30 protein-coding genes are annotated in these 26,983 nt (G+C 65.1%); 12 read left to right on the forward strand and 18 right to left on the reverse strand.

Going from position 1 to position 26,983, the window contains the following annotated elements:
• Positions 1 to 6: 6 nt before the first annotated feature.
• Positions 7 to 510 carry a thiol peroxidase gene (gene tpx, locus AC2VOG_RS11225; protein WP_486939971.1) on the reverse strand — a complete coding sequence of 168 codons (504 nt, stop codon included), beginning with the start codon at positions 508 to 510 and terminating at the stop codon, positions 7 to 9.
• Positions 511 to 626: 116 nt separating this feature from the next.
• On the opposite strand from tpx, the gene AC2VOG_RS11230 reads away from it, so the two are divergent.
• Positions 627 to 1,484, forward strand: coding sequence for a glycoside hydrolase family 16 protein (locus AC2VOG_RS11230; protein WP_486940020.1), 858 nt, complete (start codon positions 627 to 629; stop codon positions 1,482 to 1,484).
• 11 nt (positions 1,485 to 1,495) lie between these two features.
• Here the strand turns inward: AC2VOG_RS11230 and AC2VOG_RS11235 are convergent, their stop codons facing one another.
• Together AC2VOG_RS11235 and AC2VOG_RS11240 are read right to left on the reverse strand one after the other, a co-directional pair.
• Positions 1,496 to 2,257 (reverse strand): hypothetical protein, encoded by a 762-nt coding sequence (locus AC2VOG_RS11235; protein WP_486939972.1) that lies wholly within the window; start codon positions 2,255 to 2,257, stop codon positions 1,496 to 1,498.
• A gap of 59 nt (positions 2,258 to 2,316) precedes the next feature.
• Positions 2,317 to 2,859: a TetR/AcrR family transcriptional regulator gene (locus AC2VOG_RS11240; protein WP_486939973.1), complete on the reverse strand. Its 543-nt coding sequence runs from the start codon at positions 2,857 to 2,859 to the stop codon at positions 2,317 to 2,319.
• Between the two features lie 243 nt (positions 2,860 to 3,102).
• Here AC2VOG_RS11240 and AC2VOG_RS11245 point away from each other — a divergent pair, with 243 nt between their 5' ends.
• Genes AC2VOG_RS11245 through AC2VOG_RS11260 form a run of 4 tightly spaced genes read left to right on the forward strand, consistent with a single transcriptional unit; the run spans position 3,103 to position 5,417 of the window.
• On the forward strand, positions 3,103 to 3,807 hold the full coding sequence (locus AC2VOG_RS11245; RefSeq protein WP_486939974.1) for a hypothetical protein: 705 nt from the start codon (positions 3,103 to 3,105) through the stop codon (positions 3,805 to 3,807).
• A complete protein-coding gene (locus AC2VOG_RS11250; RefSeq protein ID WP_486939975.1) occupies positions 3,804 to 4,553 on the forward strand; it encodes a hypothetical protein in 750 nt (249 codons plus the stop codon). The genes AC2VOG_RS11245 and AC2VOG_RS11250 overlap by 4 nt, the downstream gene beginning before the upstream one ends.
• Positions 4,550 to 5,134 (forward strand): cytochrome c oxidase subunit 3, encoded by a 585-nt coding sequence (locus AC2VOG_RS11255; protein WP_486939976.1) that lies wholly within the window; start codon positions 4,550 to 4,552, stop codon positions 5,132 to 5,134. The genes AC2VOG_RS11250 and AC2VOG_RS11255 overlap by 4 nt, the downstream gene beginning before the upstream one ends.
• 4 nt (positions 5,135 to 5,138) lie before the next feature.
• Entirely contained in the window at positions 5,139 to 5,417 is a 279-nt protein-coding gene (locus AC2VOG_RS11260) for a cytochrome C oxidase subunit IV family protein (RefSeq protein WP_486939977.1), read from the forward strand.
• Between the two features lie 6 nt (positions 5,418 to 5,423).
• Here the strand turns inward: AC2VOG_RS11260 and AC2VOG_RS11265 are convergent, their stop codons facing one another.
• A complete protein-coding gene (locus tag AC2VOG_RS11265) occupies positions 5,424 to 6,491 on the reverse strand; it encodes a phosphotransferase (protein WP_486939978.1) in 1,068 nt (355 codons plus the stop codon).
• 134 nt (positions 6,492 to 6,625) lie between these two features.
• Between AC2VOG_RS11265 and AC2VOG_RS11270 the strand changes: the two genes are divergently transcribed.
• Positions 6,626 to 7,621 (forward strand): LLM class flavin-dependent oxidoreductase, encoded by a 996-nt coding sequence (locus AC2VOG_RS11270; protein ID WP_486939979.1) that lies wholly within the window; start codon positions 6,626 to 6,628, stop codon positions 7,619 to 7,621.
• 35 nt (positions 7,622 to 7,656) lie between these two features.
• On the opposite strand, the gene AC2VOG_RS11275 is transcribed toward AC2VOG_RS11270, so the two are convergent.
• The 3 genes from AC2VOG_RS11275 to AC2VOG_RS11285 all read right to left on the reverse strand — a co-directional run bounded on the left by AC2VOG_RS11275 (position 7,657) and on the right by AC2VOG_RS11285 (position 11,105).
• The gene (locus tag AC2VOG_RS11275) at positions 7,657 to 8,820 is read right to left on the reverse strand and encodes an LLM class flavin-dependent oxidoreductase (RefSeq protein WP_486939980.1); all 1,164 of its coding nucleotides are present in this window, start codon (positions 8,818 to 8,820) and stop codon (positions 7,657 to 7,659) included.
• 114 nt (positions 8,821 to 8,934) lie between these two features.
• Positions 8,935 to 9,627 carry an Rv0518 family GDSL lipase gene (locus AC2VOG_RS11280; protein ID WP_486939981.1) on the reverse strand — a complete coding sequence of 231 codons (693 nt, stop codon included), beginning with the start codon at positions 9,625 to 9,627 and terminating at the stop codon, positions 8,935 to 8,937.
• Positions 9,628 to 9,869: 242 nt separating this feature from the next.
• Positions 9,870 to 11,105 carry an acyltransferase family protein gene (locus AC2VOG_RS11285; RefSeq protein WP_486939982.1) on the reverse strand — a complete coding sequence of 412 codons (1,236 nt, stop codon included), beginning with the start codon at positions 11,103 to 11,105 and terminating at the stop codon, positions 9,870 to 9,872.
• Between the two features lie 379 nt (positions 11,106 to 11,484).
• Between AC2VOG_RS11285 and AC2VOG_RS11290 the strand changes: the two genes are divergently transcribed.
• Positions 11,485 to 11,940: an STAS domain-containing protein gene (locus AC2VOG_RS11290; RefSeq protein WP_486939983.1), complete on the forward strand. Its 456-nt coding sequence runs from the start codon at positions 11,485 to 11,487 to the stop codon at positions 11,938 to 11,940.
• Positions 11,941 to 11,995: 55 nt separating this feature from the next.
• A complete protein-coding gene (locus AC2VOG_RS11295) occupies positions 11,996 to 12,529 on the forward strand; it encodes an Rv1352/Rv1906c domain-containing protein (protein WP_486939984.1) in 534 nt (177 codons plus the stop codon).
• Positions 12,530 to 12,658: 129 nt separating this feature from the next.
• Here AC2VOG_RS11295 and AC2VOG_RS11300 read toward each other — a convergent pair whose 3' ends face one another.
• Positions 12,659 to 13,927 carry an esterase/lipase family protein gene (locus AC2VOG_RS11300; protein ID WP_486939985.1) on the reverse strand — a complete coding sequence of 423 codons (1,269 nt, stop codon included), beginning with the start codon at positions 13,925 to 13,927 and terminating at the stop codon, positions 12,659 to 12,661.
• Positions 13,928 to 14,092: 165 nt separating this feature from the next.
• Between AC2VOG_RS11300 and AC2VOG_RS11305 the strand changes: the two genes are divergently transcribed.
• A complete protein-coding gene (locus tag AC2VOG_RS11305; RefSeq protein WP_486939986.1) occupies positions 14,093 to 15,325 on the forward strand; it encodes an acyl-CoA dehydrogenase family protein in 1,233 nt (410 codons plus the stop codon).
• A gap of 9 nt (positions 15,326 to 15,334) precedes the next feature.
• On the opposite strand, the gene AC2VOG_RS11310 is transcribed toward AC2VOG_RS11305, so the two are convergent.
• Entirely contained in the window at positions 15,335 to 15,907 is a 573-nt protein-coding gene (locus AC2VOG_RS11310; RefSeq protein WP_486939987.1) for an XRE family transcriptional regulator, read from the reverse strand.
• Positions 15,908 to 16,131: 224 nt separating this feature from the next.
• Between AC2VOG_RS11310 and AC2VOG_RS11315 the strand changes: the two genes are divergently transcribed.
• On the forward strand, positions 16,132 to 17,403 hold the full coding sequence (locus tag AC2VOG_RS11315; RefSeq protein WP_486939988.1) for an MFS transporter: 1,272 nt from the start codon (positions 16,132 to 16,134) through the stop codon (positions 17,401 to 17,403).
• Here AC2VOG_RS11315 and AC2VOG_RS11320 read toward each other — a convergent pair.
• Together AC2VOG_RS11320 and AC2VOG_RS11325 are read right to left on the reverse strand one after the other, a co-directional pair.
• Positions 17,364 to 18,644, reverse strand: a complete 1,281-nt coding sequence (locus AC2VOG_RS11320) for a competence/damage-inducible protein A (RefSeq protein ID WP_486939989.1) — start codon at positions 18,642 to 18,644, stop codon at positions 17,364 to 17,366. The genes AC2VOG_RS11315 and AC2VOG_RS11320 overlap by 40 nt on opposite strands.
• Before the next feature lie 10 nt (positions 18,645 to 18,654).
• Entirely contained in the window at positions 18,655 to 18,975 is a 321-nt protein-coding gene (locus AC2VOG_RS11325) for a thiamine-binding protein (RefSeq protein ID WP_486939990.1), read from the reverse strand.
• Between the two features lie 29 nt (positions 18,976 to 19,004).
• On the opposite strand from AC2VOG_RS11325, the gene dtd reads away from it, so the two are divergent.
• Both dtd and AC2VOG_RS11335 read left to right on the forward strand, forming a co-directional pair.
• A complete protein-coding gene (gene dtd / locus AC2VOG_RS11330; protein WP_486939991.1) occupies positions 19,005 to 19,436 on the forward strand; it encodes a D-aminoacyl-tRNA deacylase in 432 nt (143 codons plus the stop codon).
• Between the two features lie 19 nt (positions 19,437 to 19,455).
• Complete coding sequence (locus tag AC2VOG_RS11335) at positions 19,456 to 20,376, forward strand: class I SAM-dependent methyltransferase (protein WP_486939992.1); 921 nt, start codon at positions 19,456 to 19,458, stop codon at positions 20,374 to 20,376.
• 62 nt (positions 20,377 to 20,438) lie between these two features.
• Here the strand turns inward: AC2VOG_RS11335 and fadD1 are convergent, their stop codons facing one another.
• Genes fadD1 through AC2VOG_RS11370 form a run of 7 tightly spaced genes read right to left on the reverse strand, consistent with a single transcriptional unit; the run spans position 20,439 to position 26,939 of the window.
• The gene (gene fadD1, locus AC2VOG_RS11340) at positions 20,439 to 22,037 is read right to left on the reverse strand and encodes a fatty-acid--CoA ligase FadD1 (RefSeq protein WP_486939993.1); all 1,599 of its coding nucleotides are present in this window, start codon (positions 22,035 to 22,037) and stop codon (positions 20,439 to 20,441) included.
• Complete coding sequence (locus tag AC2VOG_RS11345) at positions 22,030 to 22,437, reverse strand: Zn-ribbon domain-containing OB-fold protein (RefSeq protein WP_486940021.1); 408 nt, start codon at positions 22,435 to 22,437, stop codon at positions 22,030 to 22,032. Before AC2VOG_RS11345 ends, fadD1 begins: the two co-directional genes overlap by 8 nt.
• Before the next feature lies 1 nt (position 22,438).
• On the reverse strand, positions 22,439 to 23,641 hold the full coding sequence (locus AC2VOG_RS11350) for a thiolase family protein (RefSeq protein ID WP_486939994.1): 1,203 nt from the start codon (positions 23,639 to 23,641) through the stop codon (positions 22,439 to 22,441).
• The gene (locus tag AC2VOG_RS11355) at positions 23,638 to 24,081 is read right to left on the reverse strand and encodes a MaoC/PaaZ C-terminal domain-containing protein (RefSeq protein WP_486939995.1); all 444 of its coding nucleotides are present in this window, start codon (positions 24,079 to 24,081) and stop codon (positions 23,638 to 23,640) included. The genes AC2VOG_RS11350 and AC2VOG_RS11355 overlap by 4 nt, the downstream gene beginning before the upstream one ends.
• 9 nt (positions 24,082 to 24,090) lie before the next feature.
• The gene (locus AC2VOG_RS11360; protein WP_486939996.1) at positions 24,091 to 24,606 is read right to left on the reverse strand and encodes a MaoC family dehydratase; all 516 of its coding nucleotides are present in this window, start codon (positions 24,604 to 24,606) and stop codon (positions 24,091 to 24,093) included.
• 34 nt (positions 24,607 to 24,640) lie between these two features.
• Positions 24,641 to 25,762 (reverse strand): acyl-CoA dehydrogenase family protein, encoded by a 1,122-nt coding sequence (locus AC2VOG_RS11365; protein WP_486939997.1) that lies wholly within the window; start codon positions 25,760 to 25,762, stop codon positions 24,641 to 24,643.
• Positions 25,763 to 25,769: 7 nt separating this feature from the next.
• Positions 25,770 to 26,939 (reverse strand): acyl-CoA dehydrogenase family protein, encoded by a 1,170-nt coding sequence (locus tag AC2VOG_RS11370; protein ID WP_486940022.1) that lies wholly within the window; start codon positions 26,937 to 26,939, stop codon positions 25,770 to 25,772.
• Between the last annotated feature and the right edge of the window lie 44 nt (positions 26,940 to 26,983).

A 26,983-nucleotide genomic window follows, 5' to 3' on the forward strand; every position in this document is an offset into this window, starting at 1 on the left:
CAACGGTCAGGACGTTGCGCCGAATGCGGCCAGCGCTGCGTCGTAGTTCGGCTCTTGCGCGATCTCCGGCACGAGTTCCTCGTAGGCGACGTTGCCGTCGGCCCCGATCACCACAACAGCCCTGGCAAGGAGGCCGGCGAAAGGGCCGTCGGCGATGGTGACGCCGTAGTCCCGGCCGAAGCTGTCGCGGAACGCCGAGGCGCTCTGCACGTTCTCGATGCCCTCCGCGCCACAGAAGCGGGCATGCGCGAACGGCAGGTCGTTGGACACGTTGACCACGGAGAGGCCGCCCGCGGCGGCACGCTCGTTGAAGGTGCGCACGCTGGTCGCGCAGACCGGAGTGTCCACGGAAGGAAAGATGTTCAGCAACACGGCTTTGCCCGCAAACTGCTGACTGTTCACCGCCCCCAAATCCGATCCGGTCAAGTTGAACGCAGGGGCCTTGGTACCGACGGACGGCAGCTCGCCGACGGTGCTGAAGGGGTTTCCGCGCAAAGTTATCTGTGCCATGGGACACAGTCTGCCAAGTTGCGCGCGCTGGCCGTGGGCCGGGGCGGGCTTGGTGTCGAAGCGAACGGGACTGGAAGACAGCCCGTTTCTCTTTATATGGTGTGACTGTGCCAGAGATGAATCGACGCAACGTCATGCTGACGTTCGGGATCGGCGCGCTTGCCGCCACGATCCCCACCCCGAAATCCCACGCCTACCCTTCGCAACCCGCGCCCGCGCCGCTGGCACCACCGCCCGGAGCGCAGACCGGCGGCTTCTTGTTCCACGACGAGTTCGACGGCCCGGCCGGCTCGGCACCGGACCCGTCGAAGTGGGCGGTGTCGTCTCGTCGCACGCCGATCAAGAATCCGAAAGGTTTCGATCGGCCCGAATTCTGGGGTCAGTACCGCAATAGCCGGGAAAACGTGTTCCTCGACGGCAATTCCAACCTCGTTCTGCGAGCCACCAAAGACGGCAATAAATACTTCGGTGGCCTGGTCAGCGGAAATTGGCGCGGCGGCATCGACACCACGTGGGAAGCCCGGATCAAACTCGATTGCCTCACCGCCGGCGCGTGGCCCGCCTGGTGGCTGTCCAACGACTTCCCCGGTCGCGAGGGCGAAGTCGATGTGCTCGAGTGGTACGGCAACGGTGAATGGCCCGCTGGAACCACCGTGCACGCCGACCCGTTCGGCACGGCGTTCGAGACCCACCCGATCGCGGTCGACGGCGGCTGGCACACCTGGCGCGTGACGTGGAATCAAAGCGGCTTTTACTTCTGGGAGGACTACGCCGACGGCAAGGAGCCCTACTTCAGCGTTCCCTCCACCGGCATCGAAGACCTCAACGACCCGATCCGTAAGTGGCCGTTCAACGACCCGGACTACAATTTTTTCCCGGTGCTGAATCTCGCCGTCGGCGGTTCGGGTGGTGGCGATCCCGCCACGGGCAGCTACCCGGCCGAGATGCTGGTGGACTGGGTCCGCGTTTTCTGACCTACGCGGGTTCAGCGTCGTGCCGGACGCACTTTGTACGTCGACGGCCACGAATGGCGAGTGTCGTCGCCGACCAGTGCGGTGCCCTTGCTGCCGACCTTGACGGCGTACGCCTCTTCGCCGGCGCCGACCTCTCGGTTGGCGTGTTCTTGCGCCAGGTAATACAACTCGTCGATAGTGGCCTCGTGGTAGGCGACGAACGTGGTTCTGCGTTCGATGTCGCCGGCCGCGGCGGTCATCCAGTCCGGCAGCACCCGGGTGGCCAGTGCGCCAAGGCCGAGCAGGGCGAATGGCACGACTCGAGAGCCGAGGTAGCACGCGGGCCCGTGGGCGTCGAGGATCGCTGGAATCGCCGATGACACTGTCATACCGGCGAACACCACGACCCAGATCATGGTCAGCCGGTTGGTGATCTGGCCGAAGACCTCGCTGTTGGCCACCGCCGGCGGCTGATTCGCCGCCGCGTACTCGTGCGGGAACGACCGGCCGAAGTGTCGGCCAGACACCACCGTCAGCAGTGCCCCGGCGAAGCTGAGCGGTAGACCCCACCGCAGCGCCACCGACTGGCCGGCCGACAAAGTCAGCGCGGTGACGATCAGAAATGTTGCACCGGAGCCGATTTCGAGTGAGCGGGTAGCTGTCCTGGTGAAATATCCGGCGGTCAGGCCGGCGATGGCGAGCGCGAAAGCGGTCACCGCCGCGACCAGGACCGGCGCATGGCCGACCAACACCCAATACCCGATCCACGGTGCGAAGCCAAACAGAATGCCCACGGTCGCTCAGTGTAGGAGCGCCGTCACGGCGACCCGAGCATCGGGTGTCGTGCGAGTGCTCAGCGCCGCAGGCTGCGCAGCGTGCTGATGAGGAATCTCTTCAGCACCTCCTCACGCGACGCCCCGGGCGCTCCCGCGCTGATCAGTTGCCCATGCACGCCGATCAGAAAGAACGCGGCGCTGTCGTAGGGGTCGACGTCGTCGTAGAGCTCACCGCGGATGCGTGCTCGCTCGATCTCGGCCGCCAGCAGCAGGAATGTGGGGTGCTTCGTCCAATTCTCGTCTTTGGGTGCTGCCGGGGAGAAGTACAGGCTGATAACGTCACGGAATAGTGCCGCACCCCAACGCGTTTCGAGTGCCACGACGAGTCTGATGATTTCGTTCAACACTTCCGCCAGATCGCGTCGGGTGTTGAGAAACTGACTGAGTTCGGCGGCAAGATAGTCCTCGTCCCGGCGGATCAGTTCGAGCAGAACGTGTTCTCTGGTCGGAAAGTGAAAGTAAAAGGTGCTCCGGGCGACCCCCGCGGCTTCGACGATAGCGTTGATATCCGCCGAGTGCGCGCCCGCGCGCTGGAACTCCACGATCGCGGCATCGAGCACGCGAGCTCGCGTTTTCTGGCGCTGCGCGTCGCGACCCGTGGCGGTGTCTGGCACAGGACTAGTCTGCCGCACGCGGTCGATTCGCTGACGGATATCGCCCAAATCTGCACCTGCAGCCGGATTCGGCGATGTCGAAGGGGTACGGCGCCGCAGCGTGGTGTCCGATTTGGTTGTCATCTGTCAGTGAACATGCTAGATCTTTCAGACGCACGTTTTCCCATCCGGCGAGGCAGGGCGGCAGCGATGAATACCCGAGGTCAACGCATCCTGTTGTGGACGGCGCCGCCGGCGGTGGCGTTGTTCGTCCTGGCCTACTTCGCGTTCCCGGTGTTCTCTCCACCGCTGTCGCCGACGTTGACACCCGATCAAGTCGCGGGGTTTTTCCGGGGCAATGTCACCGGGATCCTGGGTGTGTCGGTGCTGTGCAACCTGATCGCATGCTCGCTGGTGCCGCTGTTCGCCGTGACCGCCGTACAGATCTCCCGGAGCAACACATCGAGCCCGGTCTTGACCTACGCGTACGTCATCTGCGTCGGCGTCGGTACCACGGCATTCGTCCTGGCCGACTATTGCTGGGGCATGGCCGCTTTCCGGCCCGACCGTGACCCGCAATTGACCAGCCTGCTCAACGACATGGCGTGGTTCTTCTTCGTCGCGCCGGTGGGCACCATCATGGTGCAGAACCTGTGTTTCGCGTTGAGTGTCTACCTCGATGATCGCGCAGATCCGGTTTTCCCGCGATGGGTGGCGCACTTCAACGTGGCAACGGTCGCCTTGCTGGCCCCCAGCGCGTTCGCCATTCTTTACCAGGCAGGCCCGCTCGCCTGGAACGGTTCACTCTCCTTCACATTGCGGCTGAGCACGTTTGCCGTCTACATCGTGGTGATGTTCTGGGCCCTGTTGCGAGCCGTCAACCGCCAGGGGCACGAACAGGTGGCGTTGGCATGAGTGCCCACGCGGCCGCGGTCCCAGGGTGGGGCGTTCGGCCGGAAAAGTCGTGGCGCCGAAATCGCAAGCTCGATCAGTGGATCGCGTTCTGGAGTGTGCCGTTTTTCTTCAACCTTTTTGGGCTGGTGTTCGTGCCATTGAGTTGGATGATGCCGCCGCGGTCACCCAGCAGCCCTACCCCGCGCATCGTCGAGTTCATGCACTCTCACAATTTGCTGATCGCGTGCGTGATCCTCACCCTGGCTTACGGTTTGGCGCCGGTGTCCAATGCGTGCTATTTGATGCAGGTCAAGCGGATGTCGGTCAGTCCGGCGTTTCGCTACTCGATGATGGTGGGCGCGATGACCGGCGCGATCGTCGGGATGCTCTTTCCGATGTTCTGCTTCGGGCTGGGCGCGTTTCGCCCCGGCTATCGCGCGGCTGTCCTGTCGATGCTCTATGACTTTGGCTACCTGGCCTTTATCGGATCACTGGGCTGCTTCTGCGTCATGTGGATGGCGTTTGGTCTGGCGATCATTCTCGACGAGAACAACATTCTGCCAAAGTGGTTGGGCTACTACACCATTTGGCAATACCTCACCGAGCTGATGGCGGCCCCGGTCTGGATCGCGAAGTCGGGCCCTTTCGCCTGGAACGGGCTGATGACCTTCTGGTTCGCCATGGTGGTCTACGTCTCGTGGCAGTTCATCGTCTACGTCTGCATTTACCGGGCGATCAAGAACCAACCCGAGAGCGAGTTCGCATGACCGAGGTCGCCGACGAGTCGGTCGCGCACGCGCGTGGCCACGTCCCCGGCGAATCGAGCATGTGGTTTTTCGTCATCGGCGACCTGCTGATCTTCGCTGTCTACTTCGTCGGCTACACGTATTTCCGCGGTCAGCATCAGGATCTCTTCCTGCGGAGCCAGGCTCGGCTCAACGTCGATATCGGTGCGCTCAACACCGTGCTGCTGCTGACGAGTTCGCTGTTCGTCGCCTCCGGCACGGCGGCGGCTCGCGCCGGCAATTCGGCAAATGCTCTGCGCGGGTGGATCATTGCATTGGCCTTCGGCGCCGCCTTCCCACTGCTGAAGCTGTTCGAGTGGATCCCCGAGATCGGTGCGGGTCTGACGCCGGGAAAGAACCTGTTCTTCATGTACTACTTTGTGATGACCGGCATGCACCTGTGCCACGTCGCGCTCGGCCTGGTCATCATGTGCTTCGTGGTTCGTGAACTCAAAACAGCGGTCATACCCAGGATCTCGTTTGTCGAGACCGGCGCCACTTACTGGCACATGGTCGATGTCCTGTGGCTGGTCCTATTCGCGCTGCTGTACCTGATGAGGTAAATCCGTGACGTCGCTGATCCGCAGTCCGTTGACGATCGTATGGGCAATTCTCGCCGCGGTCACCCTGGTGTCGTCGTTCGTCTCCCAGGACGGCGGCGCCGCCCATGAAATCGACCCGACGGTCACCCTTGTGGTCCTGCTGATTGCTGCGATCAAGGCGTACTTGGTGATTCAGTATTTTATGGAGGTGCGTCGCGCACCGCTCTGGCTCAAGGTGACCACCGGCGGATGGGTGCTCGGGCTTTTCACCCTGCTGCTGGGGTTCTATGTCGCCAGCCAGTAAATCGGCTCACGCGGTGATCTTTTGCGCCAATTCCCAGGCAGTCTCAGCCATGTCGCGGTAGCGCTGGCGATACTCAGTGGTGCCGGCCCGCGAATCGGCAGCGTTGCCTTCGACTCCGCGGCGCCAAACCCCTGCGGTGATCGAGGCCAGCCGGAACATCGAGAACACAACGAACACCTCGAGCGAGTCGGGTAACTCCCGGCCCGCATGCGAACGGTAACTGTCGAGAAACGACTGCTGATCGGGAAGCCCTGTGCCAGTGAGGTCTTCGCCCAGAACGCCACTTCTGCGATCGGGCCCACCCGGCACGTGATAGGTCACGCAAAAGTACCCGAGATCGGCCAGTGGGTTACCGATCGTCGAGAGCTCCCAGTCCAGCACCGCCACCACCCGCGGCTCGGTCGGGTGCAGCAGAACGTTGCCCAGTCGATAGTCGCCATGGGCGATGCAGGGCGGCGCATCGTCGGCCGGTAGGTGCGTGGGCAGCCATCTCGCCAGCTCATCCATCGCCGGCATGTCCTCCATGCGCGCGGCCTCCCATTGGCGAGTCCACAACGCCACCTGGCGCTGCATGTAACCCTCCGGCCGGCCGAATCCCTCGAGTCCGACTGCCCGCCAGTCCACCCGATGCAGCGCCGCGAGCACCTTGGCAAGGTCTTCGTAGACCGCGGCGCGGTGCCCGGGCGTCTCCTCGCGCATCACCCGGTCTGGAAAGATCCGGCCCGGGACATGATCCATCACGAAAAATGTTGTGCCGAGCACTGACTCGTCGTCGCACAGCAGCCGCATCCGCGGAACGGGAACGTCGCTTTCGGCTAGCGCGGCCATCACCCGGTGCTCCCGCTCGACTTCGTGTGCCCGCGGCAGAAGCTTGCCGGGCGGCTTCTTGCGCAACACGTATTCGCCACCGGCGGTGTGCAGATAAAACGTGGGATTGCTCTGGCCACCCTGAAACTGCCGGATCTCCAGTTGACCGTCGAAGCCGGGCAGCCGACCCCGCAGGTAGCCCGCCAACGCAGCTTCGTCGAAGCGATGCGCAGGCAGTACCGGTACCAGCTCTGCCGTCCCCGCCATCTGTGGCCCCTCGTCGTCGCATGCGTCAGCGAAACCCTACCGACCAGCCGAAGGTTCAACCATGACGATGACCGGCAAGTCAACGCGCTGATCGATGACGCCGTGCCATCGGCGGGCTCGGTTAGGGTCCGACCATGGACATTTCTTGCGCGTTCGCCACCTCGTCGGACACTCCGGAGCATGTTGTGCTGGCCGAGTCGCTCGGCTACCGACGAGCGTGGCTCTACGACTCCCCTGCCTTGTATCCCGACGTCTGGATGATCCTGACCCGGTGTGCCGAGCGCACGTCGCGCATCGGTCTGGGTCCCGGGGTGCTCGTCCCCAGTCTTCGGCACCCGATGGTCAATGCGGCCGCCATCGCCGAGCTGGTCGATCAGGCACCGGGGCGGGTCGCGGTGGCCGTCGGGTCGGGCTTCACCGGGCGGTTCTCGTTGGGCAAGCGGCCGCTTCCGTGGCGCCAGGTCGCCGACTACGTCCGGTGCCTGAAGTCGCTGCTGGCCGGCGAGACCGTCGAGTGGGACGGCGCGATGATTCGGATGATGCACCCGAGCGGATACGGGGCCGGGCGGCCGATCGACGTGCCGATCCTGATCGGCGCCGACGGGCCCAAAGGACTGGCGGTGGCCGCCGAATTGGGCGACGGCGTCTTCTCGGCGGCCGTGCCGCAACCCGAGGCGGTCAATGCGGCCGACTGGCGGGCGTTGCTGTCCTTCGGGACTGTTCTCGAGGAAGGCGAAGAGCTGACCTCGCCCCGGGTGATCGACGCTGCAGGCCCCGGGGCGGTGGTGATGTATCACGCGATGTACGAGCGAGGCGGCGCTGCCGCGGTGGACGGACTGCCGGGCGGGCGGGGCTGGCGGGAGGCGGTGGAGAGCCACCCCGACAATGAACGCCATCTCGCGATCCACGAGGGGCACCTGGTGCAAGCCAATCCGCGCGACGAGCCATACGTGGCCGAACTCGTACCAATGGCCAGCGCCGCGGCGCTCACGGGAACCGCCGAGCAGGTGGCGGACTGGGCGCGCGGGCTGGCTGCGGTCGGAGTCACCGAAATTGCCTACCAGCCGGCGGGCTCCGACATCGAGCGCGAGTTACGCGCCTTTGCAGCTGCCACCGGCATCGCGGGCTGAGGAGCGCAGCACCGTCGATCGACACCGAAAATCGGCTATTTCGAGGCGATTTCGTCCTGATACTTCTTGGTCATGTGCGCGACGGCGTCGTTCTGCGACTGTGCGAGCCCCTCGCGTACCTCGCTGGCGCGCGTGGCTGCGTCCAGCGTCGGCTGCGCCTGGCCCTGAAAATGCGGCATCACTTCGGCAGCGAACAGCTCGGCGGACCGTCTGGTTGCCGCGGGATTCGCCCACTCGTGGCCCATCTGCAGCATGCAGCCGAACCCGCCCGACTGGTCCCACATCCGTTGCACCTGTTCGCGGGCCTGCTCGGGGGTTCCGATCACGCCGGCACCGTTGCCGTTGATCACGTCGATCATCTCGTCGACCTGCTCGCCGGGCATGGTCATCTGAGGGAACGCGGCGACCTTCTGGAAGTACCTGAACCACGGCGCGAGACCGAATCTCACGTCGTCGCGGGCCTGCTTTTCGGTCTCGGCCACATGGAACGGGCTGACCAGGGTCCAGTTCGTGCGGTCGACGTCGGTGCCGAACACCGAGGCGCGCTCCTCGACGATGTCCCAGTGGTACTGCAGGGCGTTGAAGCCGTCGACGGTCAACGTCGCACCGATGGACAGCAAGCCGATGCCGTGCTTGCCGGCCAGTCGCGCGCCCGTCGGCGAGGCGACCGCGGCCACCGCCAGCGGCACCCCACCATCGGAGTACGGGGCAAGCTGCAGTCGGGCGTTATGTAGTTCATGCGTAGGTGTTTTCGCCGAAACAGTCTCGCCGCGCAGCAGGCGCACCACGATGTCGAGGTTGGTGTCCAGCAGCTCCCGGGTGTCGGTCGGCGTCAGACCGATCATCGACGAGTCGCTGGGCAACGAGCCTGGACCGACCCCGCCGATCACCCGGCCGTGGGTGAGGTGATCCAGCATCATCAACCGGTCGGCGACCCAGAGCGGGTTGTGGTAGGCCAGCGAAATGACGCCGGTGCACAGCTTGATCCATCTGGTCCGCTCGGCGGCGGCGGCGATGAAAATCTCGGGCGAGGCGATGATCTCGCTGCCCGCGGAGTGATGCTCGCCGATCCACGCTTCGTCGAAACCCAGCGCATCGAGGTGTTCGACGAATTCGAGATCCCGCCGCATGGCAAGCGTCGGGTTGGTCCCGGCGCGGTGAAACGGTGCAATGAAATACCCAAACCTGAGCTTGCCCATCAACGATCCCCTAGTGGTCGAGTTGCTTCGACCCTAATCCCGTTGGCGCGTTAGGACTCAGGAGTTGACGCCGCCGAACCTGCAAAGAATTCGTGGTGCGCCCTGGGCGCGGAATCAGCCTCGCCGGGACAGCTGAGCGTGGATGAGCGGAGCGATTTTATCCGCCATGTACGCATGCCCGGCGTCGTTGGGGTGCACGCCGTCCGGGCCGATCAGTTCGGGCCGACCGACGAACCAGCCCTCGCTGATCGGATCGATGAACGTCGCTCCCGCATCATGGGCCTGACCGCTGAGAATGTCCCGGATGTAGAGGACGTCCAGCGGCGGGTCGGAGTCAGTCCACGGCGGACCGATCACGAGCAACTTCGCCGCCGGTGCGATCCGGTGGGCCAGATCCAGCGTGTCGTGCGCCATGGCCGTCATCTGCATCGGGTCGACGCCGTGGTCGTTGCGCGAACCGAAGAACACCACCAGCGCATCGTCGGGATGAACCGCGCGATTCGTCAGGTCCTCAAAGACGCTGCCGTGGTCGCCGCGGACGACGTAACCGGCCCGGCCCTCGGAGGCAACCTCGGGCGCGACCTGGACGCCCTGGCGTGCGAGCGTCAGCCACGTGCGGTTGGTCCAGGTGTTGGCTCCCCTGCCGCCTTCGTCGGTACCCGTCGTGTACGAGTCACCGATCACCGCGACGTGATCGATCGGCGTTCCGCGGGCGACATTGCGAAACGACTCCGGCGCTAGGGGACGGCTCGTTACCAGTCCCGCTGCCAGCGCGGAGGCGACCACCACCGTAGCTACTTGACTCACCGCTACCCGCACTGTCCACCACCTCGGCCGCTTGTCTTACCCATATCAGCGGCATCCTAAAAACCACTACGACGAATTTGGCGGTCGACGCGGTGTGTCCGGCTGGGCGCCGTGCGCGGGTCAGTCACCGCCGGTGCATCCCCCACTGTGTCGACGGGCGCGGGACACCGAAGGCGTCGCGCCACCAGGATCGTACTCGATGAGCGTTGTGGCGCAGTATTGCTCGCGTCAATTCGCGCTGCTCAGCCCGCGCGCGCCGGAACGGACTTCGGCCGTCCTTCGTGGGCACCGTCGATCGACTGCAACATTCCGCCCGCGCCCTGCCCCGGAGAGTCCGCGTCGACGACGGGTCGGCCGTCACCGACCATTCTGCGCATCCAGAGCCGCGCCGGGTCTTCAACCACGTGGTAGAGCACGGCCGCGCTGCCGAAGGTCACCGCCAATACCGCGGCCAGCAGCAGCTTTCCGTCGTTGCCCAACATCGTCAGCTCGAACTGCTGCGCCGTCCAAATCCAGGACGTGTGCACCAATTCGTGGACCATGTAGAGGCAGAACGAGATCTGCCCGCCGTAGACAAACGGTCGAGTGGCCAGCAGCGCCGGCAAGCCGCCTGTGCCGATCGCCAGGGTCAGGACCAGCGGCACGAACAAAATGTCGACCAGACCGCCGGTGTCGGAGACGCCATGCAGCGGGTGCGCATCGGAGAAGTACAGGAACCCCACCACGCCGGCGATCAGCAATCCCGCTGCCACGCCGGCCACCCGACGGTTCCGATCGGTGAGCTGCAACCGGCTGACCGCGGCGGCCACCAGTGCCCCGGCGGTGAACTGCATGACGATACGCGGCAACCAACTCCATGGCGTGTAGAACTGGCCGGTCACCAGCAGCGACATCACCGGGGGCAGTGACGCGGCGACAGCCAGCCAGACCAGGTTGCGCGCCCGGGTCGCTCGGGCCATCCGGAAGATCACCAGCACCAGCAGGCCGAACAACAGGTAGGCCAACCACTCCGCGCTGATCGACCATGCCGGGCCGTCCCAGCTCGAGTCGTCAAAGAACGGCTGGAACCACAGCTGCGCCAGCAAGACCTGGCGCACGTAGCTGATCGCGGTGAAGCGGTAAATCTCCTGCGACGGTATGTGGCCGACATGCAGCGTGAAGATGACCCACAGCGCGGCCAGGTGCAGGGTGACCAGATACACCGGCCAGACTCTGGCCAGCCGCAGCCACAGGAAATGCAGGGTGGCCCGGGTCGACCAGGATCCGCCCATCCGGTCGAGGTAGGTCCACGTCAACACGAACCCGCTGAGAATGAAGAACAGATCCACACCCTGGGCTCCGCAGTTGAGGACGGGTGTCAGCGCGTCGAGAAATCCCGGTACCGCATCGCGTAACAGCGGACGGAAATGAAACAGCACCACCCACACAGCGGCGACGATCCGAAGTCCTGTGAGGGCCTTGATCTCTCCGCTGCGCACAACATTCTTTCCGTGAGGCCGTCGGTGCTCATCCGCTGCGGCGCATCGCCACAAATGACGGCGTTGGCAGGGTATCAGTGCGCGACGCGGGGCTTGGCCCGGCAAGCGACGTGTCCGGTGGCGCGCCGATGTGCCGGTGCGCGTCATCGCCTGCATTCAGCGCAGGTTTGACGGCAACGACCGTGACTTTCTGGGATGGCCGGGGCTGCGGGTGAGCCAAGGCCCAACGCAGTTGCCAGCGCGTCAAAGTGTTTCTTAGCGAAGTATTAAAGGCTGGAACAGGTGACCTTAGAGTAGGCAATTAGCGTCTCAAACAGATCGGGTTCGTCGTTGATCCTGATTTTGCAGTAGCAGTGTTTGGGAATGGGGGAAGCGTCACATGAACAACCCGATTGAGTCGGCCACCTACTTGGCACCTCGGCACGCTCACCTTCCCTTCGACTGTCACGGGGCCTTGGTGCGTGCCCAGTGCCGGCACTTGGCGACCGTGGTGACAATCACCGGTACGGTCGATGCGGGCAACGTGGATCAGGTCATCAAATACGCCCAGCGCTTCAACTTGCCGGACAAGGCCTTCGTGCTCGATCTGAGCGGTCTGGACACTTTCGGTGCGCAAGCTGTTCGGCTGCTGTACGCCGTCGACGAAGCTTGCGCCGTCGCGGGCCTGGAATGGGCGCTCATCCCGAGCCAGGCCGTGAGCCTCACGCTGCTGGTGACCCACGGCGACATCGACTTCCCGACCGCGACGACGGTGCATGAAGCACTGCAGTTCTTTGCCGATGCCACCACCGCCCGGCGTCGGGTTCTGCTGCCGCTTTTCAACAAAACTGCCTAGTCGTGCAGTTGTGCTCGGGCGTGCATTTCGCCAAGTCCGTATGCTGGCATTTGTGATGTCCAAGTCGACTATCGCTGCCGCTGCGGCGCTGACAGCTCTCGGTTGGGGGGCGTCGGTCGGCGTCGCCGTCGCCGACCCTGCGCCGCCGCTTCCTGCTCCGCCCGGGCCATCTCAGGGACCGACCCCCGGCCACGGGCCGGCGCCAGCCCCGGCCAAGACGACCATTGATAAAGACGGTGTGTACAACGTTGGAACCGATATCGTGCCCGGTGTTTACACCTCGGCAGGGCCGGTCGGTAACGGCGTCTGCTACTGGAAGCGGCTCGGCGACGATGCCAAGCAACCACTCGACAACGCGATGAGCAAGAGGCCGCAGATCGTCCGGATCGAGCCGACCGACAAGACCTTCAAGACGGACGGCTGCCAGACATGGCAGAAGAACGACGCCGCGGTTCCCGATCCGGGCAAATCGCCGGAGCAGGCCAGCCTGGGCCTGGGCATCCTCAATTCGCTGATCGGAGGCGGCGCTGCCCCGGCACCCGCCCCAGCCTCGCCGGCGCCAGCTCCAGCTCCAGCGCCGCCGAAGTAATTGCCCGACCGACTCCAACGCATGCAGACGTTCGAATGCGCCGCCGGTCGTCGCGGTGCCGACGCCTTCGAAGAAACCTCTCGACGCAGGGTTCCGCGGCGGCACGGCCGGCCAGTGCGGGTGGCCGAGTTAGCCCTCGATGCCGCCGCTTTCATCGCCGACGCCGCCGGGGAGCGCTGCTGAGGGCGAAAGCCAGTCGCGAAGTTTCGCATAAACCAGTGGATGATTCAGCAAGTCGAAGTGATTCAGCCCGGTGAGGTTCAGCCCGAGCTCCGGCCGGAACGGGAGCTTTCGCGACCTGCCAAGTCCTGCAGCGCTTTTTGGGCGCACAAGGTGATCGCCGGCCACCAGCCCCAGTAACGGTGGCGCCACCGTGGACGATACAAAGTGGTAGGTCGCGTGCGGCAGGAACGGCGCCTCGTGACACCGATCGCGAAGGAATTCGTCCGGGTCGGCGTCGAGCCAGTCTTCGTCGAGGCAGTTGCCGAAACGCAGATCCTTCACGCCGTCGCTGCGGGAGTTCAAAAATGCTGCAAAAGACCGTGTTTCGGGCAGCTTGGACAGTGCCCAGGACGCGATGTGCACGCCCTTTTCCAGGTCCGCCCCCAGGTGCGGCGAACCCAGGCACACCACCCGGCTGACGGTGTCGATCCAGCCGTGCTGCTGGTCGGTGCCGTAGTGGCAGGCGCTGCGCACCACCAGTCCGCCCATCGAATGGCCCACCAGCACGATATCGCTGATGGGGACCGGCCACCGTTCGGTCAACAGGTCCAGGATGTCGGCGAGGGTTCGGCCGTTGGTCGAGATGTGCAATCCGGTGTTGTAGCGCAACAGAACTGGGCTGTAGCCGAGATCGTCGCTCAGTCGATCCCCGTAACTACGGGTGTCGTCGGTCTCGCGGGGTTGCCGCGACCACGCCCGCTCGGTCATGCACCAGCCGTGCACAAACACCGCGATGCGCCCGGTGGCCGCCGGGTATGCCGCGGTCAGCGCATCGGTGGTCAACGCCACCGATTCGCCGTCGCGCCGCACCACCATCGCGCCGGCCAGTGGATTCTCGTGGTCGCTCAACTCGTCGCCGTAGATTCCGTTCACCGCGGCGATGGCCGCGCCGAGGGAATCGGCGCGGGATTCCAGAGCGTCGTCGATCTCGTTGCCCCAGATCTCCGCCGCGACCATGGCTGCCGCACGAGTGGCGCCACGGAGCCCACGGTCGACTCCGGTGTAGACGGTTCGGGTGATCGCGTCGTGAATAGTCCTGGTCGGCATGGCCGCCGGCCCGATCGCGTTGAAGACACGACTGGCGATTCCGGCGTGCACACCACGCACGAGGGTGGTCAGTACCGTCGTCGCCTCCCCCGCGAGATCGCCGACGGCGCGGATGTCGGTCCGTTGCATGCGGGCCCCTTTGCGGACGCAGGTCAAAATCCTCCGGCAGCATGCATGGGATCCAGGTTTGAGCGGCCGGTTTGTTGTTTCAGTATACAAGCGTTTACTCTATGCGCTAGCGGCCGAACCTTACGGACGCCACCCGCGCGCGGGCACACACTGATAGGAGCCCTGATGGCAGGCACGTTGACGGATGGGACTTTTTCGCTGGAGCTGTCCGACGAGGTCGTGCAAGTCCGTGACTGGGTGCATGAGTTCGCCGACTCGGTGATCCGGCCGGCAGCGGCGGAATGGGACGAGCGGGAAGAGACGCCGTGGCCCATCATCCAAGAGGCGGCCAAGGTTGGGCTCTACACCCCGGACCTGTTCGCGCAGATGGCGGGCGAGGCCAGCGGGCTCGGAATGCCGACTGTCTTCGAGGAGATGTTCTGGGGCGACGCGGGCATCGCGTTGTCCATCATGGCCACCGGGCTGGCCGCAGCAGCCCTGGCCGCCAACGGCACACCCCAGCAAATCGGAGAGTGGTTGCCGCAGATGTTCGGTAGCCCAGGCGATCCACAGCTGGCCGCGTTCTGCTCGTCCGAACCCGGCGCCGGGTCAGATGTCGGCGCTGTGCGCACGCGAGCGAAGTACGACGAAGCAGCCGGCGAGTGGGTGCTCAACGGAACCAAGACGTGGGCAACCAACGGTGGCATCGCCAACGTCCACGTCGTGGTGGCGTCGGTGGAACCCGAACTGGGCACCCGGGGGCAGGCGACGTTTATCGTCCCGCCGGGCACAAAGGGACTTTCGCAAGGCCAGAAGTTCAAGAAGCACGGCATTCGCGCGTCGCACACCGCCGAAGTCGTGCTCGACGATGTCCGGCTGCCGGGCGAGCTGATCCTCGGCGGCCGCGAGAAGTTCGAAAGCCGGATCGCCAGAATCAAAGAGGGCCATAAGACCTCGAGCCAGGCCGCGATGATGACGTTCGAGCGAACCCGTCCCACCGTCGGGGCGATGGCGCTGGGTATCGCGCGGGCCGCCTACGAGTACGCCCTCGAATATTCCGGTCAGCGTGAGCAGTTCGGTCGCAAGATTGCCGAATTCCAGGCTGTGGCATTCAAATTGGCCGACATGAAGAGCCGAATCGACGCGTCTCGGATGCTCGTCTGGCGGGCCAGCTGGATGCAGCGCAACAACAAACCGTTCACCTCAGCGGAGGGGTCGATGGCGAAGCTGTACGCCAGCGAGACCGCGGTGTACGTCACCGACGAGGCAATTCAGATCCTCGGTGGCAACGGCTACACCCGCGACTACCCGGTCGAGCGGATGCACCGAGATGCCAAGATCTTCACCATCTTTGAGGGCACCAGCGAAATTCAGCGATTGGTCATCGGCCGGGCGATCACCGGCCTGCCCATCCGCTGACGCGCATCGTTAGTGAGCGTGCGCCTCGTCGGCGGCGCCGTTGAGGGCTAGCGATTCATTCCGCGCGATGCCCTGCTCGTCGACCGTCGGCGACGGCTCGTTGTGGCCGTCATCGAGCCCGGCCACCATCCGGATGGCAGCGATCAACTGCTCGACCAGTGGCGCCTCCTGCGCGGTGGGTGTGCCGCCCTCTTCGAGCTCATCGGGCAGCTCACGCCGAAGTCCGAACCCGTTGGCCGCTTCGTGCGCTGAGAGCTTGGCGTGGGTGCGGGCGTTGTAAAGCTGTTGCCCCAGAGTCGATCCGGGGGCGTCGGCGGCTCGCTCCATCAGGTCGTCGTAGCGCCGCCGGACATCGCTGAGAGCCATCATCACCGTGGGAGTGGGCCGACTGTGGCTGGCGGCCGCCGTCAGCGCGGCGCGAAGTTTCCGCATACCTGTCAAGACCACTTCGGCGCGCTTCTGGAATTTCTTGTCTTCAGGAAATGGCAGCGAATCAATAGCGGCCCGATACATGTGCATTGCCGCTTCGGCGAGACTCACAATGGTTTGCGCTTCACCTTCATGCTGATCGAATTCGCCCATGATTCCTCAACTCTTTGGTGTGTTCAGCTCAGGTCCTGACCGGCTGTCACCAACGTCCGCCTCGACAGCTGCCAGCAAGAGCGTATGGGTAACGGCGGCGACTCGCCAACAATATTGCGGGCCAAAAACGGCGGCCGGTTGCCCATCCTCGATCGGCCCGGTATCGGGGGGCCGATCCTGGTGGGCCCGCCACACCGTCGCACGCCGTGTGATACATGGTGCGAATGCCCGCGAACCCACCGCTGACCAAAGATCAGCGCAACTCCTTCATCGCCGCGATGTTGGGCTGGACGATGGACGCCTTCGACTACTTTCTGGTGGTCTTGGTCTACGCCGACATCGCGAAGACGTTTCACCGCACCAACGCTGAAGTCGCATTCCTGACGACGGCCACGTTGCTCATGCGCCCGGTGGGTGCGTTGCTGTTCGGGCTGTGGGCCGATCGGGTCGGCCGCCGCCTGCCGCTGATGGTGGACGTGGTGTTTTATTCGATCGCCGGATTTTTGTGCGCGTTCGCGCCCAATTTCACCGTGCTGGTGATCCTGCGACTGCTGTACGGCATTGGCATGGGCGGTGAATGGGGACTCGGTGCCGCTCTGGCGATGGAGAAGGTTCCCGTGCACCGGCGGGGATTCTTCTCTGGACTGCTGCAAGAGGGGTATGCGTTCGGCTATCTGCTCGCCACGGTGGCGTCCCTGCTGGTGATCGATCAACTCGGGCTGTCCTGGCGCTGGCTGTTCGGGATGAGCATCATCCCGGCGATGATCAGTCTGATCATCCGCTACCGCGTGCAGGAGTCCGAAGTCTGGGAAGCCGAGCGTCGTCGAATGAAGTTGACGCGCAGCAGGATCCGCGATGTTCTGCGCGACGCCGCGGTTATCCGGAGGTTCATCTATCTGGTGCTGCTGATGGCGGCATTTAACTGGATGAGTCACGGCACCCAGGACGTGTATCCGACATTCCTGTCCGCCACCCACGATGGCGGTGCCGCACTCCCCCACGCCAGTGCCAGATGGATTGTGGTCATCTACAACGTCGGCGCCATCGCGGGCGGGCTGATCTTCGGATCGCTGTCGCAGCGGTACAGCCGCCGTTACACCGTGGTGTTTTGTGCGGCGTTGGGTTTGCCGATCGTGCCGTTGTTCGCCTACTCGCATTCTGCTGCGATGCTGTGTCTGGGCTCGTTTTTGATGCAGTTCGCGGTGCAGGGTGCATGGGGCGTCATCCCGGCGCACCTGACGGAGTTGTCGCCGGACGCGATACGCGGCTTCTATCCCGGAGTCACCTACCAATTGGGCAATGTCCTGGCGGCGTTCAACCTGCCGATCCAGGAAAGCCTGGCCGAGACTCACGGCTATCCTTTTGCGTTGGCCGCCACGATCGGTCCGGTGTTGATCGCAGTCGCGGTGTTGACGGCGATCGGCAAGGACGCCACCGGAATTCGTTTCGGTAGTAGTCAGGGCAGCGCGACCGGCGGCAGAGATTCGAGCGCTTGACGCAGCAGATGCATCGCCACCGTCGTCGATCGCTCCCGGATGTCGTTGCGACCGCCGGGAAGTTGAAGCGTGCGGGTCGAGGACCCGCCATCGGCCAGGGCCACGGTGAAACACACTGTCCCGACCGGTTTGTCTTCGGTTCCGCCGTCGGGGCCGGCGATCCCGGTGATCGCCACGGCGGTGTCGGCGCCGAAGCGGTGCAGCGCGCCGGCGGCCATCGCTTCGGCGACGGGTTCCGACACGGCGCCATGCTCGTCGATCAGCGCCGGATCGACGCCGAGCAATTCGGTTTTCGCGGCGTTGGCGTAGGTCACCAGCCCGCCGGCGAGGTAGGCCGACGAGCCGGGCCGTTCGGTGAGCCGCGCGGCGAGCAACCCGCCGGTGCATGACTCAGCCGTCGCGATCCGGCGCCCGGTCAACAGCTGCGCGATCTGGTCGTCCACCGTGGCGCCGTCTTCGGAGAAGATCTGTTGCCAGTGCCGGTCCCGGAGGTATTCGCTCAGCCGCTGGTAGGTATCTGCGGCGTCAGGTTCGTAGCGGGTGACCATTTCGATCTCACCGCGGCGCAGACAGGTGGTGATCTCCAACGCGGCGAATTCGGGCACGTCGTGTTCGGCCTCGCGCAGGGTCTCGGCCAGACCGGATTCCGGCAGCCCGAACATCCTGATGGTGTCCTGGCGGTAGACGGTTCGGCCCGCGATGGCGTGCTGGACGGCAGCTGTCTGCACCGCGGTGTTCCACATCGGCTGCAGTTCGCGCGGCGGACCCGGCAGGACCACGACGGTCGGCTTACCGGGAACGACCACCCCGGGAGCGGTACCGACCGGGTCCATCACCACGGCCCCGACCGGGACCATGGCCTGCTTGCGGTTGGCCGCGCGCACGGCCTCGAAATCGGAGCCGACGCGCGCCATCAGCCTTTTCAAGATCTCGGCGATCTTGTTCTCCAACTCGGTGTCCAGCGCGAGTTCGCAGCCGCAGAACTGCGCGACGACGGCGACGGTCATGTCGTCGGCGGTCGGTCCGAGTCCGCCGCTGGTCACGATGAGGTCCACGCCCTCGTCGGCCAGGAAGCGCAGCTGCGCTTCGATGTCGGACGCCCGGTCGCCGCAGATGGTGATGTGGGCCAGCTCGACGCCCAACTCAAGCAGGCGATCCGCGAGCCACGGTCCATTGCGGTCGGCCACCCGGCCGGTCAAAACCTCGGTACCGGTGACGACAATGCCCGCGCGTGCGCTCACCGCTACGACATTAGGCGTGACGGTCGGGGCCTGCAGAAAGGTGTCGCTCCACCGACGCGGTCTTGCTGGTCATGGCGTCGGTGACGCCGGATCGCCAGTCAGCCTTGATCACCACACTGACCCGATTGGCGCGCGCCGCAACCGCCTCGACGGCGCGTTCAACGACGGCCATCACCTGGCTCCAGCTCTCCCCTTCGACGACGGTGAACATGGCGTCGGTTTTGTTCGGCAACCCCGACTCGCGGACCACCCGGACTGCCTCGGCGACGATGTCGCCGACGCCCTCTCCGACTCCGAGCGGCGTGACCGAGAACGCAACCAGAACTGACATCTGGCGAGCGTACGTGGCAGCATCGGGTCGTGCGGGTTCTGGTGCAACGAGTCGCATCGGCGGCGGTGTCAGTCGACGGCCAGGGTGTCGGTTCGATCCGGCCCGCCGGCCAGGGTTTACTGGCGCTGGTTGGAGTGACACACGACGACGACGTCGACAAAGCTCGGCAGCTCGCCGAAAAGCTCTGGCGTTTGCGGATTCTTGACGAGGAGCGGTCCGCCTCCGACGCCAACGCACCGATCCTGGTGGTCAGCCAGTTCACCCTGTACGCCGACACCACGAAGGGGCGGCGACCGTCGTGGAACGCGGCCGCGCCGGGGGCAGTCGCCGAACCGTTGGTCGACGAGTTCGTGGCAGCGCTACGGGGTCTGGGCGCCGATGTGGAAACCGGCATCTTCGGCGCCAATATGCGCGTGGAGCTGGTGAACGACGGGCCGGTCACCGTGCTACTGGAATTGTGAAAGAAAAAGGGGCCATTCGATGAGCGCAGGACAGGACAAGTGGGGCATCAACCGCTCCGACAATGACACCTGGGACATCGTCAGCAGTGTCGGCTACACCGCGCTTCTGGTCGCGGGATGGCGTGCCTTACATGCAGTGAGCGCACAGCCGTTGGTGCGCGACGAATACGCCAAGCATTTCATCGCCGCCGCACAGGATCCGTTTCTCACCGGTGCGCTGGCCGATCCGGGAACCTCGGAAGGCGCGTTGACCTTCCCGCGGCTGTATGGCGTACAGACCCGGTTCTTCGACGATTTCTTCAGCTCCGCATCCGAGGTCGGGATACGGCAGGCCGTGATCGTGGCGGCCGGGCTGGACTCGCGGGCGTATCGGTTGCCATGGGCGATCGGCACAACGGTATTCGAGATCGATCAACCGGAGGTTCTCGCGTTCAAGGTGCGGGTCCTCGCTGAGCAGGCCGCCGCGCCTACCGCCCGACGCATCGACGTCGCGGCGGATCTACGAGAAGACTGGTCGATACCGTTGCGCGCGGCGGGGTTTGACACCGCTGTTCGCACTGCCTGGTCGGTCGAAGGCATCCTGCCGTATCTCACCGGTGACGCGCAGGACACGCTGTTCGACCGAATCACCGAACTCTCGGCGCCAGGCAGCCGGCTCGCGATCGGCGCGCTGGGCTCGCGCCTCGACCACGACCGGCTCGCGGCCCTGGAAGAGAACTACCCGGGTCTCAATCTGTCCGGTGAGGTGAACTTCGCCACGCTGACCTACGACGACTCGACGAAAACCGACCTCGCGCATTGGCTCGCCGCACATGGTTGGACGATCGAATCCGTTCGCACCAATCCCGAACTGCAGCGGCACTACGGTCGGACCGCTCCCCAGGTCGACGTGGAGATCGACGAGATCATGCACTCGGAGTACGTCATGGCATCCCGCTGAGTTCGCACCCGGCGTCGAATGTGCGTCTTATAACGGCGATGCAGCGTGTTGCACCTGACGACCTACACAGTCGGCGAACCAAGACTCTCGGGCATCGCGACGTAGGCAGTCCCCCGGCCCACCCGCTGCCACAGCATGCCGCCCTCGGCGCTGGCTCCGGCGCGGATCAACTCACGCTTGAGGATCTTGGTGGTCGCCGTATGCGGAAGCGCATCGTTGATCCGGACGAACCGGGGCCAAGCTTTCGGTGACAAGTCCGGTTGAGTGGCCAGGAATTTCTCCAACTCATCCGGCGTCAGCGACTGACCGTCATTCAGAACAATGGCAGCCATCACCTGGTCGCCGACCTCATCCCGAATCCCGTATACCGCAACCTGATTGATCGGGCCTAGCCGTTGCAGGATGCGCTCGATGGGCGCGGCCGCCAGGTTCTCGCCGTCGACACGCAGCCAGTCCGAGGTGCGGCCGGCCAGGTAGATCCAGCCCTCGGCGTCGCGATACGCCAGATCCCCCGACCAATACATGCCGTGGCGGACGCGCTCGTTGGTCGCCGCGGGATCGTTGTAGTAGCCGGCGAACGGGCCGGTCCCCTCGGTATTCACCAGCTCTCCGACCGCATCGTCGGCGTTGGCCAGTGCGCCGTATTCGTCGAAAACCGCTGACGCGCATTCAGTGACTGTCTCGGAGCGGTAGACGGCGACCCCAGGGTATCCCCTGCCGATGGACCCGGCGGGCGTACCGTCCTCGCGGGTGATGATCACCGCGAACTCGCTGGAACCGAAGCTGTCAACCACCCGGCAGCCGAAGCGCCGGGCGAACTCGTCGATGTCGCGGTCGGACGCCTCGTTGCCGAATGCGATACGCAGGGTGTTGTCCGCGTCGTCGGGAAGCTCGGGGGTGGCCAGCAGCAATGCCAGCGGTTTGCCGACATAGTTGAAATACGTGACGCCATGGCGACGGATATCGGCCAGGAATCTCGACGTCGAGAATCGTGCCGGAACCATTGTTGCGCCGCTGTTGATGGCGACGGCCCACCCGGCGGCCACGCCGTTGGAGTGAAACAGCGGCATCGACAGGTAGCACACGTCGTCGGCGGTGACGTCGTACTGCCCGACCAGACTCGCGCCGCACATGATTGCCATGACGTGGGAGAAACGCACCGCCTTGGGGTCGCCGCTGGTTCCCGATGTGAAGATCATCATCAGGGTGTCATCGAAGCCGACCTCACGGTGTGGGACCAGTGGCGGCGCGGACGCGATTGCATCGAGGTAAGACCGGGACTCGACGTCGAGCACGGTGATCCCGGCAAGGTCCATACCGTCCAGCAGCCGCTGATGCGCGGAATCAACTACCAGCAGTTGACAATCCGATCGGCGGATGTCCGAAAGCAGCCCGTTTCCGCGCCGCGTGGTGTTGATCCCGCACAGCACATAACCACCCAACCCGGCCGCCGCCATTGAGCGCAGCATGGCCGGCGAATTACCCAGTAGGGCGCCGACGTGTAGCGGTCGACCGGTGTCGGCCAGCCCGATCAGCGCGGCGGCTTCGGCGGCAGCTTCGGTCAAATGTTCACGCCAGGTCCAGTTCCGGTCGCCGTGCGCGAGCGCCGGTGTGTCGTCGTCCATGCGGGACCGCAGCAACTGCTGCACGGTCTCAAACATCGGCCGGCCGATACTTGAGCAGCGTCATCTCGCCCATGTCGCAGAACACCGGGCTGACCCGCATACCGATTCGGACATCGGCGGGATCCACGTCGACCAGCTCGGTGCTGAGCCGGGGGCCCGCGTCCCATTCGACGACGGCGAGGATCTGCGGCATGTGATTCGCCCACGGCGGGCCGGTGGGCCGGCGTGCCACGGTGAACGTGTACACCGCTGCGGCCCCGTCGATTTCGCGCCACTGCAGATCGTCGGCCAACGTGCCTGGTGCGAGGGTGCGTGGATAGAACACGTATCGTCCCAGCGACGGCGAGAACTGCACCAAAATCCGATGCTCGGTGAGGGCCTGCCAGAACGGCGCCGACACGGGTGTGGCTTCCGGAAGTGGTATCGCCTCGGTCATGTCAGTCACCAGCCAGCACCAGTGCGACTTGTTCGCTCATGATGCCACCGGTTCCACTGACGAATGCCCGGTTGCAGTCGGCGACCTGAGCGGCGGCGGCGCGGCCCATCACCTGGCGGGCTGCGTCGACCACGTGGTGCATGCCGCCCGCCATACCGGCCTGACCGAACGACAGCTGTCCGCCCGCAGTATTGAGCGGAAAGTCGCCGGCGAAGGTGAGGTCACGCTGGTTGACCCACGCCATGCCGTCGCCTTTGCCGCAGAAGCCGGCATCTTCGAGCGTCATCAGAACCGTGATGGTGTAGCAGTCGTACAGCGACGCCATGTCGATGTCCGACGGCGCCAGACCCGCCATCGCGAAGGCGCGTTCGGCGGCACGCGACACCGGCGTCGTCATCAGGTCCTCGGCGTAGGTCGCTGTCTTGAAAGCGATGTGTTCGCCGAACCCCTCGACCCACACCGGGCGGTGCCGCGCCCGGCGGGCGACGTCGGCGTTGGCGATCAGGACGCCGGCGCCGCCCTGCACGCGCATCACCGTCTCGAGCATGTGAATGGGATCGGCGATCATCGGGCTGTCCAGCACGTCGGCGACGGTGATGGGTTTGCCGTGGAACACCGACCCCGGATGGGCGCATGCGTTGGTCCGCTGGTGCACCGCGATCTTCGCCAAAGCTGTTGGATCATAACCGTAAAGCGCCGCGTAGCGCTGCGCAATCTGCGCATAGGGCCCGTTCTGGCCGACGTTGCCGTAGGGAATTTCGAATTCTGCCTGCGGCGACCCGTACCTGTTGCTCGATGCGCCGTGCCAACCGGGCGGCGCCGGTGGATGGCGGGTGGAGGTCGGCAGCACCGCGGATCCGGGCACGACCGCGAGCACCGCGTCGCACAGCCCGAGTTCTACGGCGACCGCGGCCCGCCACACCATCCCCGCCGACGTGGCACCGCCGAGGTCGACGCGTTCCCCGAAATTGACCGGCAGGCCGAGATATTCGGACAGCGTCGCCGGGGCGAACATGTCGGATTCCGCCAGGCCGTGGCACACCAGACCATTGACCACTTGTGCGTCGACCCCGGCATCGTCGACCACCATCTTGGCCAGCAGCGCGTACTGGTCGAGGGTGAACGACGGCGGCCGGGTCTGCTTACGTTCGGCGGGCAACTCGGCGATGCCGATGATCGCCGCCTCGCCGCGCAGGCCCGTCACGACTGGTCACCACGCAGCGGCAGGGCGACCGTCGCGGTACCGGGCATCAACACAGTGTCGTCGCGGCGCCCGGCGATTTCCAGGTCGACCAGACCGATGCGGTCGACCAAGCGTTTTCCGGTCACGGAGCCTGCGAAAGTCAGCTGCTCACCGACAAGCGCGACCGCCCGATTCTGCACGGAGTACTCGACCAGTCGCCCGCGCCCGCCGATCCAGTCGGTGATCGCCCGGGCCAGCAACGCGGCTTGCAGCGGGCCCTGCACGATGACGTCGTCGTAACCCTCGGCCGATCGAGCCCAGTCTTTGTCGTAATGGATGCGGTGACCGTTGTAAGTTGCGGCGCTAAAGAAGAATAACTGTCGTTCGTCGGGCGTCACCGTCAGTGCCGGCAAGGTGTCGCCTTGGTGGACGTCGTCGTAGAAGATCTGCTCGCGGGTCACAGCTGCTCCCTAGGGTCGGGCGATCATCGACGTCGTTGCCTCGGCAAGCAATTCGCGGTGTTGATTGTGATACAACGTTCTCCAGGTCACCAGGACGAATGCGCCTGAGCGGCCGTGCTTCTCGACGATCGACTCAATGGTCCGGACCATGTCGATCTCGTCGTGGTGGTAGGCCGGCCCGTGAAACACCGTGCTCTCGCCGCCGGCCATCCTTTTGGGCGCACGCGGGAACGCGAGGCTGCCCGACACCGCACCCGACGACCCGTCGGGCCGCGCCGCGTCCAGCGGTGTGACGCCCAGGATGGCGTACTGCAGGTACAGCGGCGGGCAGACGATATCGCGATAGCCTTGTGCGCGGGCGTATTCGGGGTCGAACCAGAGTGGATTGTGGTCACCGACGGCGGCGGCCCACCGCTGCCAGTCGCGCCGGTTGACTTCACCCGTTGCGGTGGCAGCCACCGTTCCTGCCCGCGCCGCCGACTCCGCGTCGATCAGGCTGTGTTCGTGTGCGCCGCTCCTCCTCATCGCTCGGCTCTGCATCGTCGTCGTCGCGGCTCGCTCACGTCCCCTCCTGGAGCCACGTCGATGCGATGTCCGCGCCGCCGCCGAGCGTCGAGAGCACCCGGGCTCGTTCGGAAAACAGATGCAGGTCCGTTTCGACCACATAGCCCATACCGCCGTGCAATTGGTGCGCGTCGAGTGTGACGAGCTTCGCCGCGGCGGCCGCGTGCATCCGGGCAATCGCGGTCTCTCGAGCACCGTTGTGGCCCTGCGTGATCCAGAACACGGCCGACTGAGCGGCGAGCCGGGCCGCCGCCAGCGCGATATGCATGTTCGCCACCAGATGCTGCGCTGCCTGAAACGACGCGATCGCCCGGCCGAACTGTTTGCGTGCCATCGTGTAATCGACCGTGCGCTGCAGCACCGCCTCACCGACGCCGACCAGGTCCAGCGATTGCAAGGCCACCGCGGCGTTGGCGACCCGGCGTAGATCCTCAGCGGCCAGGCCCGCGCCGCGCGATCCGGCCAGCACGGCCTCGGGATCGGCCACTTCGACGTCGCCGAAGCCGATGCGGAAGGCGCGGTGGCCACCCATCAGTGGTTGTGCCTCGATCTGCAGACCCGCTACCGCCAATGGCACGACGAAGCCCACGGTCCGCTCGCCGTCAGCGGCGGAGACCACCAGCAGATCGGCGAGGTCAGCGTCGGCGACGAAATTGACGGCCCCTCGTAGCCGCCAGGTTCCGACTGCGTCGACGCGGGCCCGCAGCGTCGGGGTGATCTTGGCAGCATCGCGCGGATCCCACAACGACGTTGTGGCCCAGAGGTTTCCGGCGGCCAGCGGTGGTAGCCAGGCCGCACGCTGATCTGGCCCACCGAGCAGGTGGATGGCCAACGCAGCCAGCAGGGTGCCGTGCACGATCGTCGGGCACAGCGCGCGGCCGGCCTCGACGCAAAAGACGCCCGCATCCGACAGCGTGCCGCCCGCGCCGCCGTACTCGGTGGGCGTCGACAATCCGAACACGCCGGCATCGGCCAGCGCCTTCCACAATCGTTCGGGTCTTGCCCGGGAGTCGGTATCGCGCAGTTCACGAACCAGGCTCGTCGGGCACTCGGCGGCCAACAGCGCCGACAGCATGGACGCCAGATCGCGTTCGTCGTCGCTGGGTAAAAGTCTCATCAGGCGGTCAGCGTCCGTAGGACGGCATGCCGTGGCCACGTTGGGCGATCACGTCGCGCAGCACTTCGTTGGTGCCGCCGCCGAACCGCATTAGCGGCGAAACCCGGTACAGCCGCTCGAATTTGCCGCCCTCGGGCGCTCCCGGGCTGCGATAGGCCAGCAGACCGTCAGGGCCGAGTATGTCGAGAGCCAAATCGGCTATCCGCTGGCGTAGCTCGCTGGTGAAGATCTTCTCGACGCTGACTTCGATGGTGGGAATCACGCCGCTCTCCAACAGTGAGGCCGCGTGAAATCCCATCAACTCCGCCGCTTCCACATCCGCCTCGGCCTGGACGAGTCGGCGGCGTAGGCCGGGTGTCTGCAACAGGGCTGCGTTGTCACGGCCGGCCAGTTCGGTCAGGTCGTCGAGTGCGCGCCGTAGGTCGCCGGCATTGGTCAGCGCGCCGCGCTCGAGATCCAGGGCGCCGGTGATGTAGGTCCAGCCCTGATTGAGTTCACCGATCAGGTTGCCGACAGGCACCCTGACCTCGTCGAAGAACACCTCGTTGGTGCGATACCCCGACCAGGCGTACAACGGGTGGATCTGGATGCCGGGCAAGTCGGTGGGAACCATGATCACCGAAATGCCCCGATGCCGGGGTGCATTGGGATCGGTTCTGACACAAAGCCATTCATGAGTTGCCCGGTTCGCTACGCTGTTCCAGATCTTGGATCCGGTGATCACCCACTCATCCCCGTCGCGGACCGCCCGAGTCCGCAGACTGGCCAGGTCGGTACCCGCCTCCGGTTCTGAGTAGCCGACCGCGCAGACCAGCTCGCCGCGAGCGATCGGCGGGAGGAACTCGCGCTTGTTTCCCTCGGTGCCGTGCCGCATGATCATCGGCGCCACCGACGTCACGGTGAGATCGGGGCCCGGTACGCCCCAGTACTCGAATTCCCGCATCAACAGGTGCTGATGTATTGCGCCCAGTCCCAGCCCGCCGTACTCCGACGGCCAGTTCAGCCCGAACCAGCCCCGTTCGCCGATCCTGCGCCGAAAGGCCGCGACCTCCCCATCCGCAACTTCCTGACCGTGCTCGCTCAATTCGGATCGCAGCGCCGGCGTGACGTTCTCGGTGAGGAACGCGCGTACCTCAGCCAGCCAGGCCGTCTGCGCCGCATCGAGTTGGAAATCCACCATACTTTTAATAGCGGGTTTTATGAAACTGCGCGCGGGATTGA

It is taken from the genome of Mycobacterium sp. TH-M11, from assembly GCF_057473725.1.

Excerpts from the sequence above, each read along its gene's own strand:
- AC2VOG_RS11360 (WP_486939996.1), bottom strand. The coding sequence starts at position 24,606 with ATGAGGAGGAGCGGCGCACACGAACACAGCCTGATCGACGCGGAGTCG.
- AC2VOG_RS11255 (WP_486939976.1), top strand. The coding sequence starts at position 4,550 with ATGACCGAGGTCGCCGACGAGTCGGTCGCGCACGCGCGTGGCCACGTC.
- fadD1 (WP_486939993.1), bottom strand. The coding sequence starts at position 22,037 with ATGTTTGAGACCGTGCAGCAGTTGCTGCGGTCCCGCATGGACGACGAC.
- AC2VOG_RS11290 (WP_486939983.1), top strand. The coding sequence starts at position 11,485 with ATGAACAACCCGATTGAGTCGGCCACCTACTTGGCACCTCGGCACGCT.
- AC2VOG_RS11315 (WP_486939988.1), top strand. The coding sequence starts at position 16,132 with ATGCCCGCGAACCCACCGCTGACCAAAGATCAGCGCAACTCCTTCATC.
- AC2VOG_RS11310 (WP_486939987.1), bottom strand. The coding sequence starts at position 15,907 with ATGGGCGAATTCGATCAGCATGAAGGTGAAGCGCAAACCATTGTGAGT.
- AC2VOG_RS11365 (WP_486939997.1), bottom strand. The coding sequence starts at position 25,762 with ATGAGACTTTTACCCAGCGACGACGAACGCGATCTGGCGTCCATGCTG.
- AC2VOG_RS11325 (WP_486939990.1), bottom strand. The coding sequence starts at position 18,975 with ATGTCAGTTCTGGTTGCGTTCTCGGTCACGCCGCTCGGAGTCGGAGAG.
- AC2VOG_RS11245 (WP_486939974.1), top strand. The coding sequence starts at position 3,103 with ATGAATACCCGAGGTCAACGCATCCTGTTGTGGACGGCGCCGCCGGCG.
- AC2VOG_RS11300 (WP_486939985.1), bottom strand. The coding sequence starts at position 13,927 with ATGCAACGGACCGACATCCGCGCCGTCGGCGATCTCGCGGGGGAGGCG.
- AC2VOG_RS11275 (WP_486939980.1), bottom strand. The coding sequence starts at position 8,820 with ATGGGCAAGCTCAGGTTTGGGTATTTCATTGCACCGTTTCACCGCGCC.
- AC2VOG_RS11345 (WP_486940021.1), bottom strand. The coding sequence starts at position 22,437 with ATGACCGAGGCGATACCACTTCCGGAAGCCACACCCGTGTCGGCGCCG.
- AC2VOG_RS11305 (WP_486939986.1), top strand. The coding sequence starts at position 14,093 with ATGGCAGGCACGTTGACGGATGGGACTTTTTCGCTGGAGCTGTCCGAC.
- AC2VOG_RS11335 (WP_486939992.1), top strand. The coding sequence starts at position 19,456 with ATGAGCGCAGGACAGGACAAGTGGGGCATCAACCGCTCCGACAATGAC.
- AC2VOG_RS11250 (WP_486939975.1), top strand. The coding sequence starts at position 3,804 with ATGAGTGCCCACGCGGCCGCGGTCCCAGGGTGGGGCGTTCGGCCGGAA.
- tpx (WP_486939971.1), bottom strand. The coding sequence starts at position 510 with ATGGCACAGATAACTTTGCGCGGAAACCCCTTCAGCACCGTCGGCGAG.
- AC2VOG_RS11265 (WP_486939978.1), bottom strand. The coding sequence starts at position 6,491 with ATGGCGGGGACGGCAGAGCTGGTACCGGTACTGCCTGCGCATCGCTTC.
- AC2VOG_RS11270 (WP_486939979.1), top strand. The coding sequence starts at position 6,626 with ATGGACATTTCTTGCGCGTTCGCCACCTCGTCGGACACTCCGGAGCAT.
- AC2VOG_RS11295 (WP_486939984.1), top strand. The coding sequence starts at position 11,996 with ATGTCCAAGTCGACTATCGCTGCCGCTGCGGCGCTGACAGCTCTCGGT.
- AC2VOG_RS11230 (WP_486940020.1), top strand. The coding sequence starts at position 627 with ATGAATCGACGCAACGTCATGCTGACGTTCGGGATCGGCGCGCTTGCC.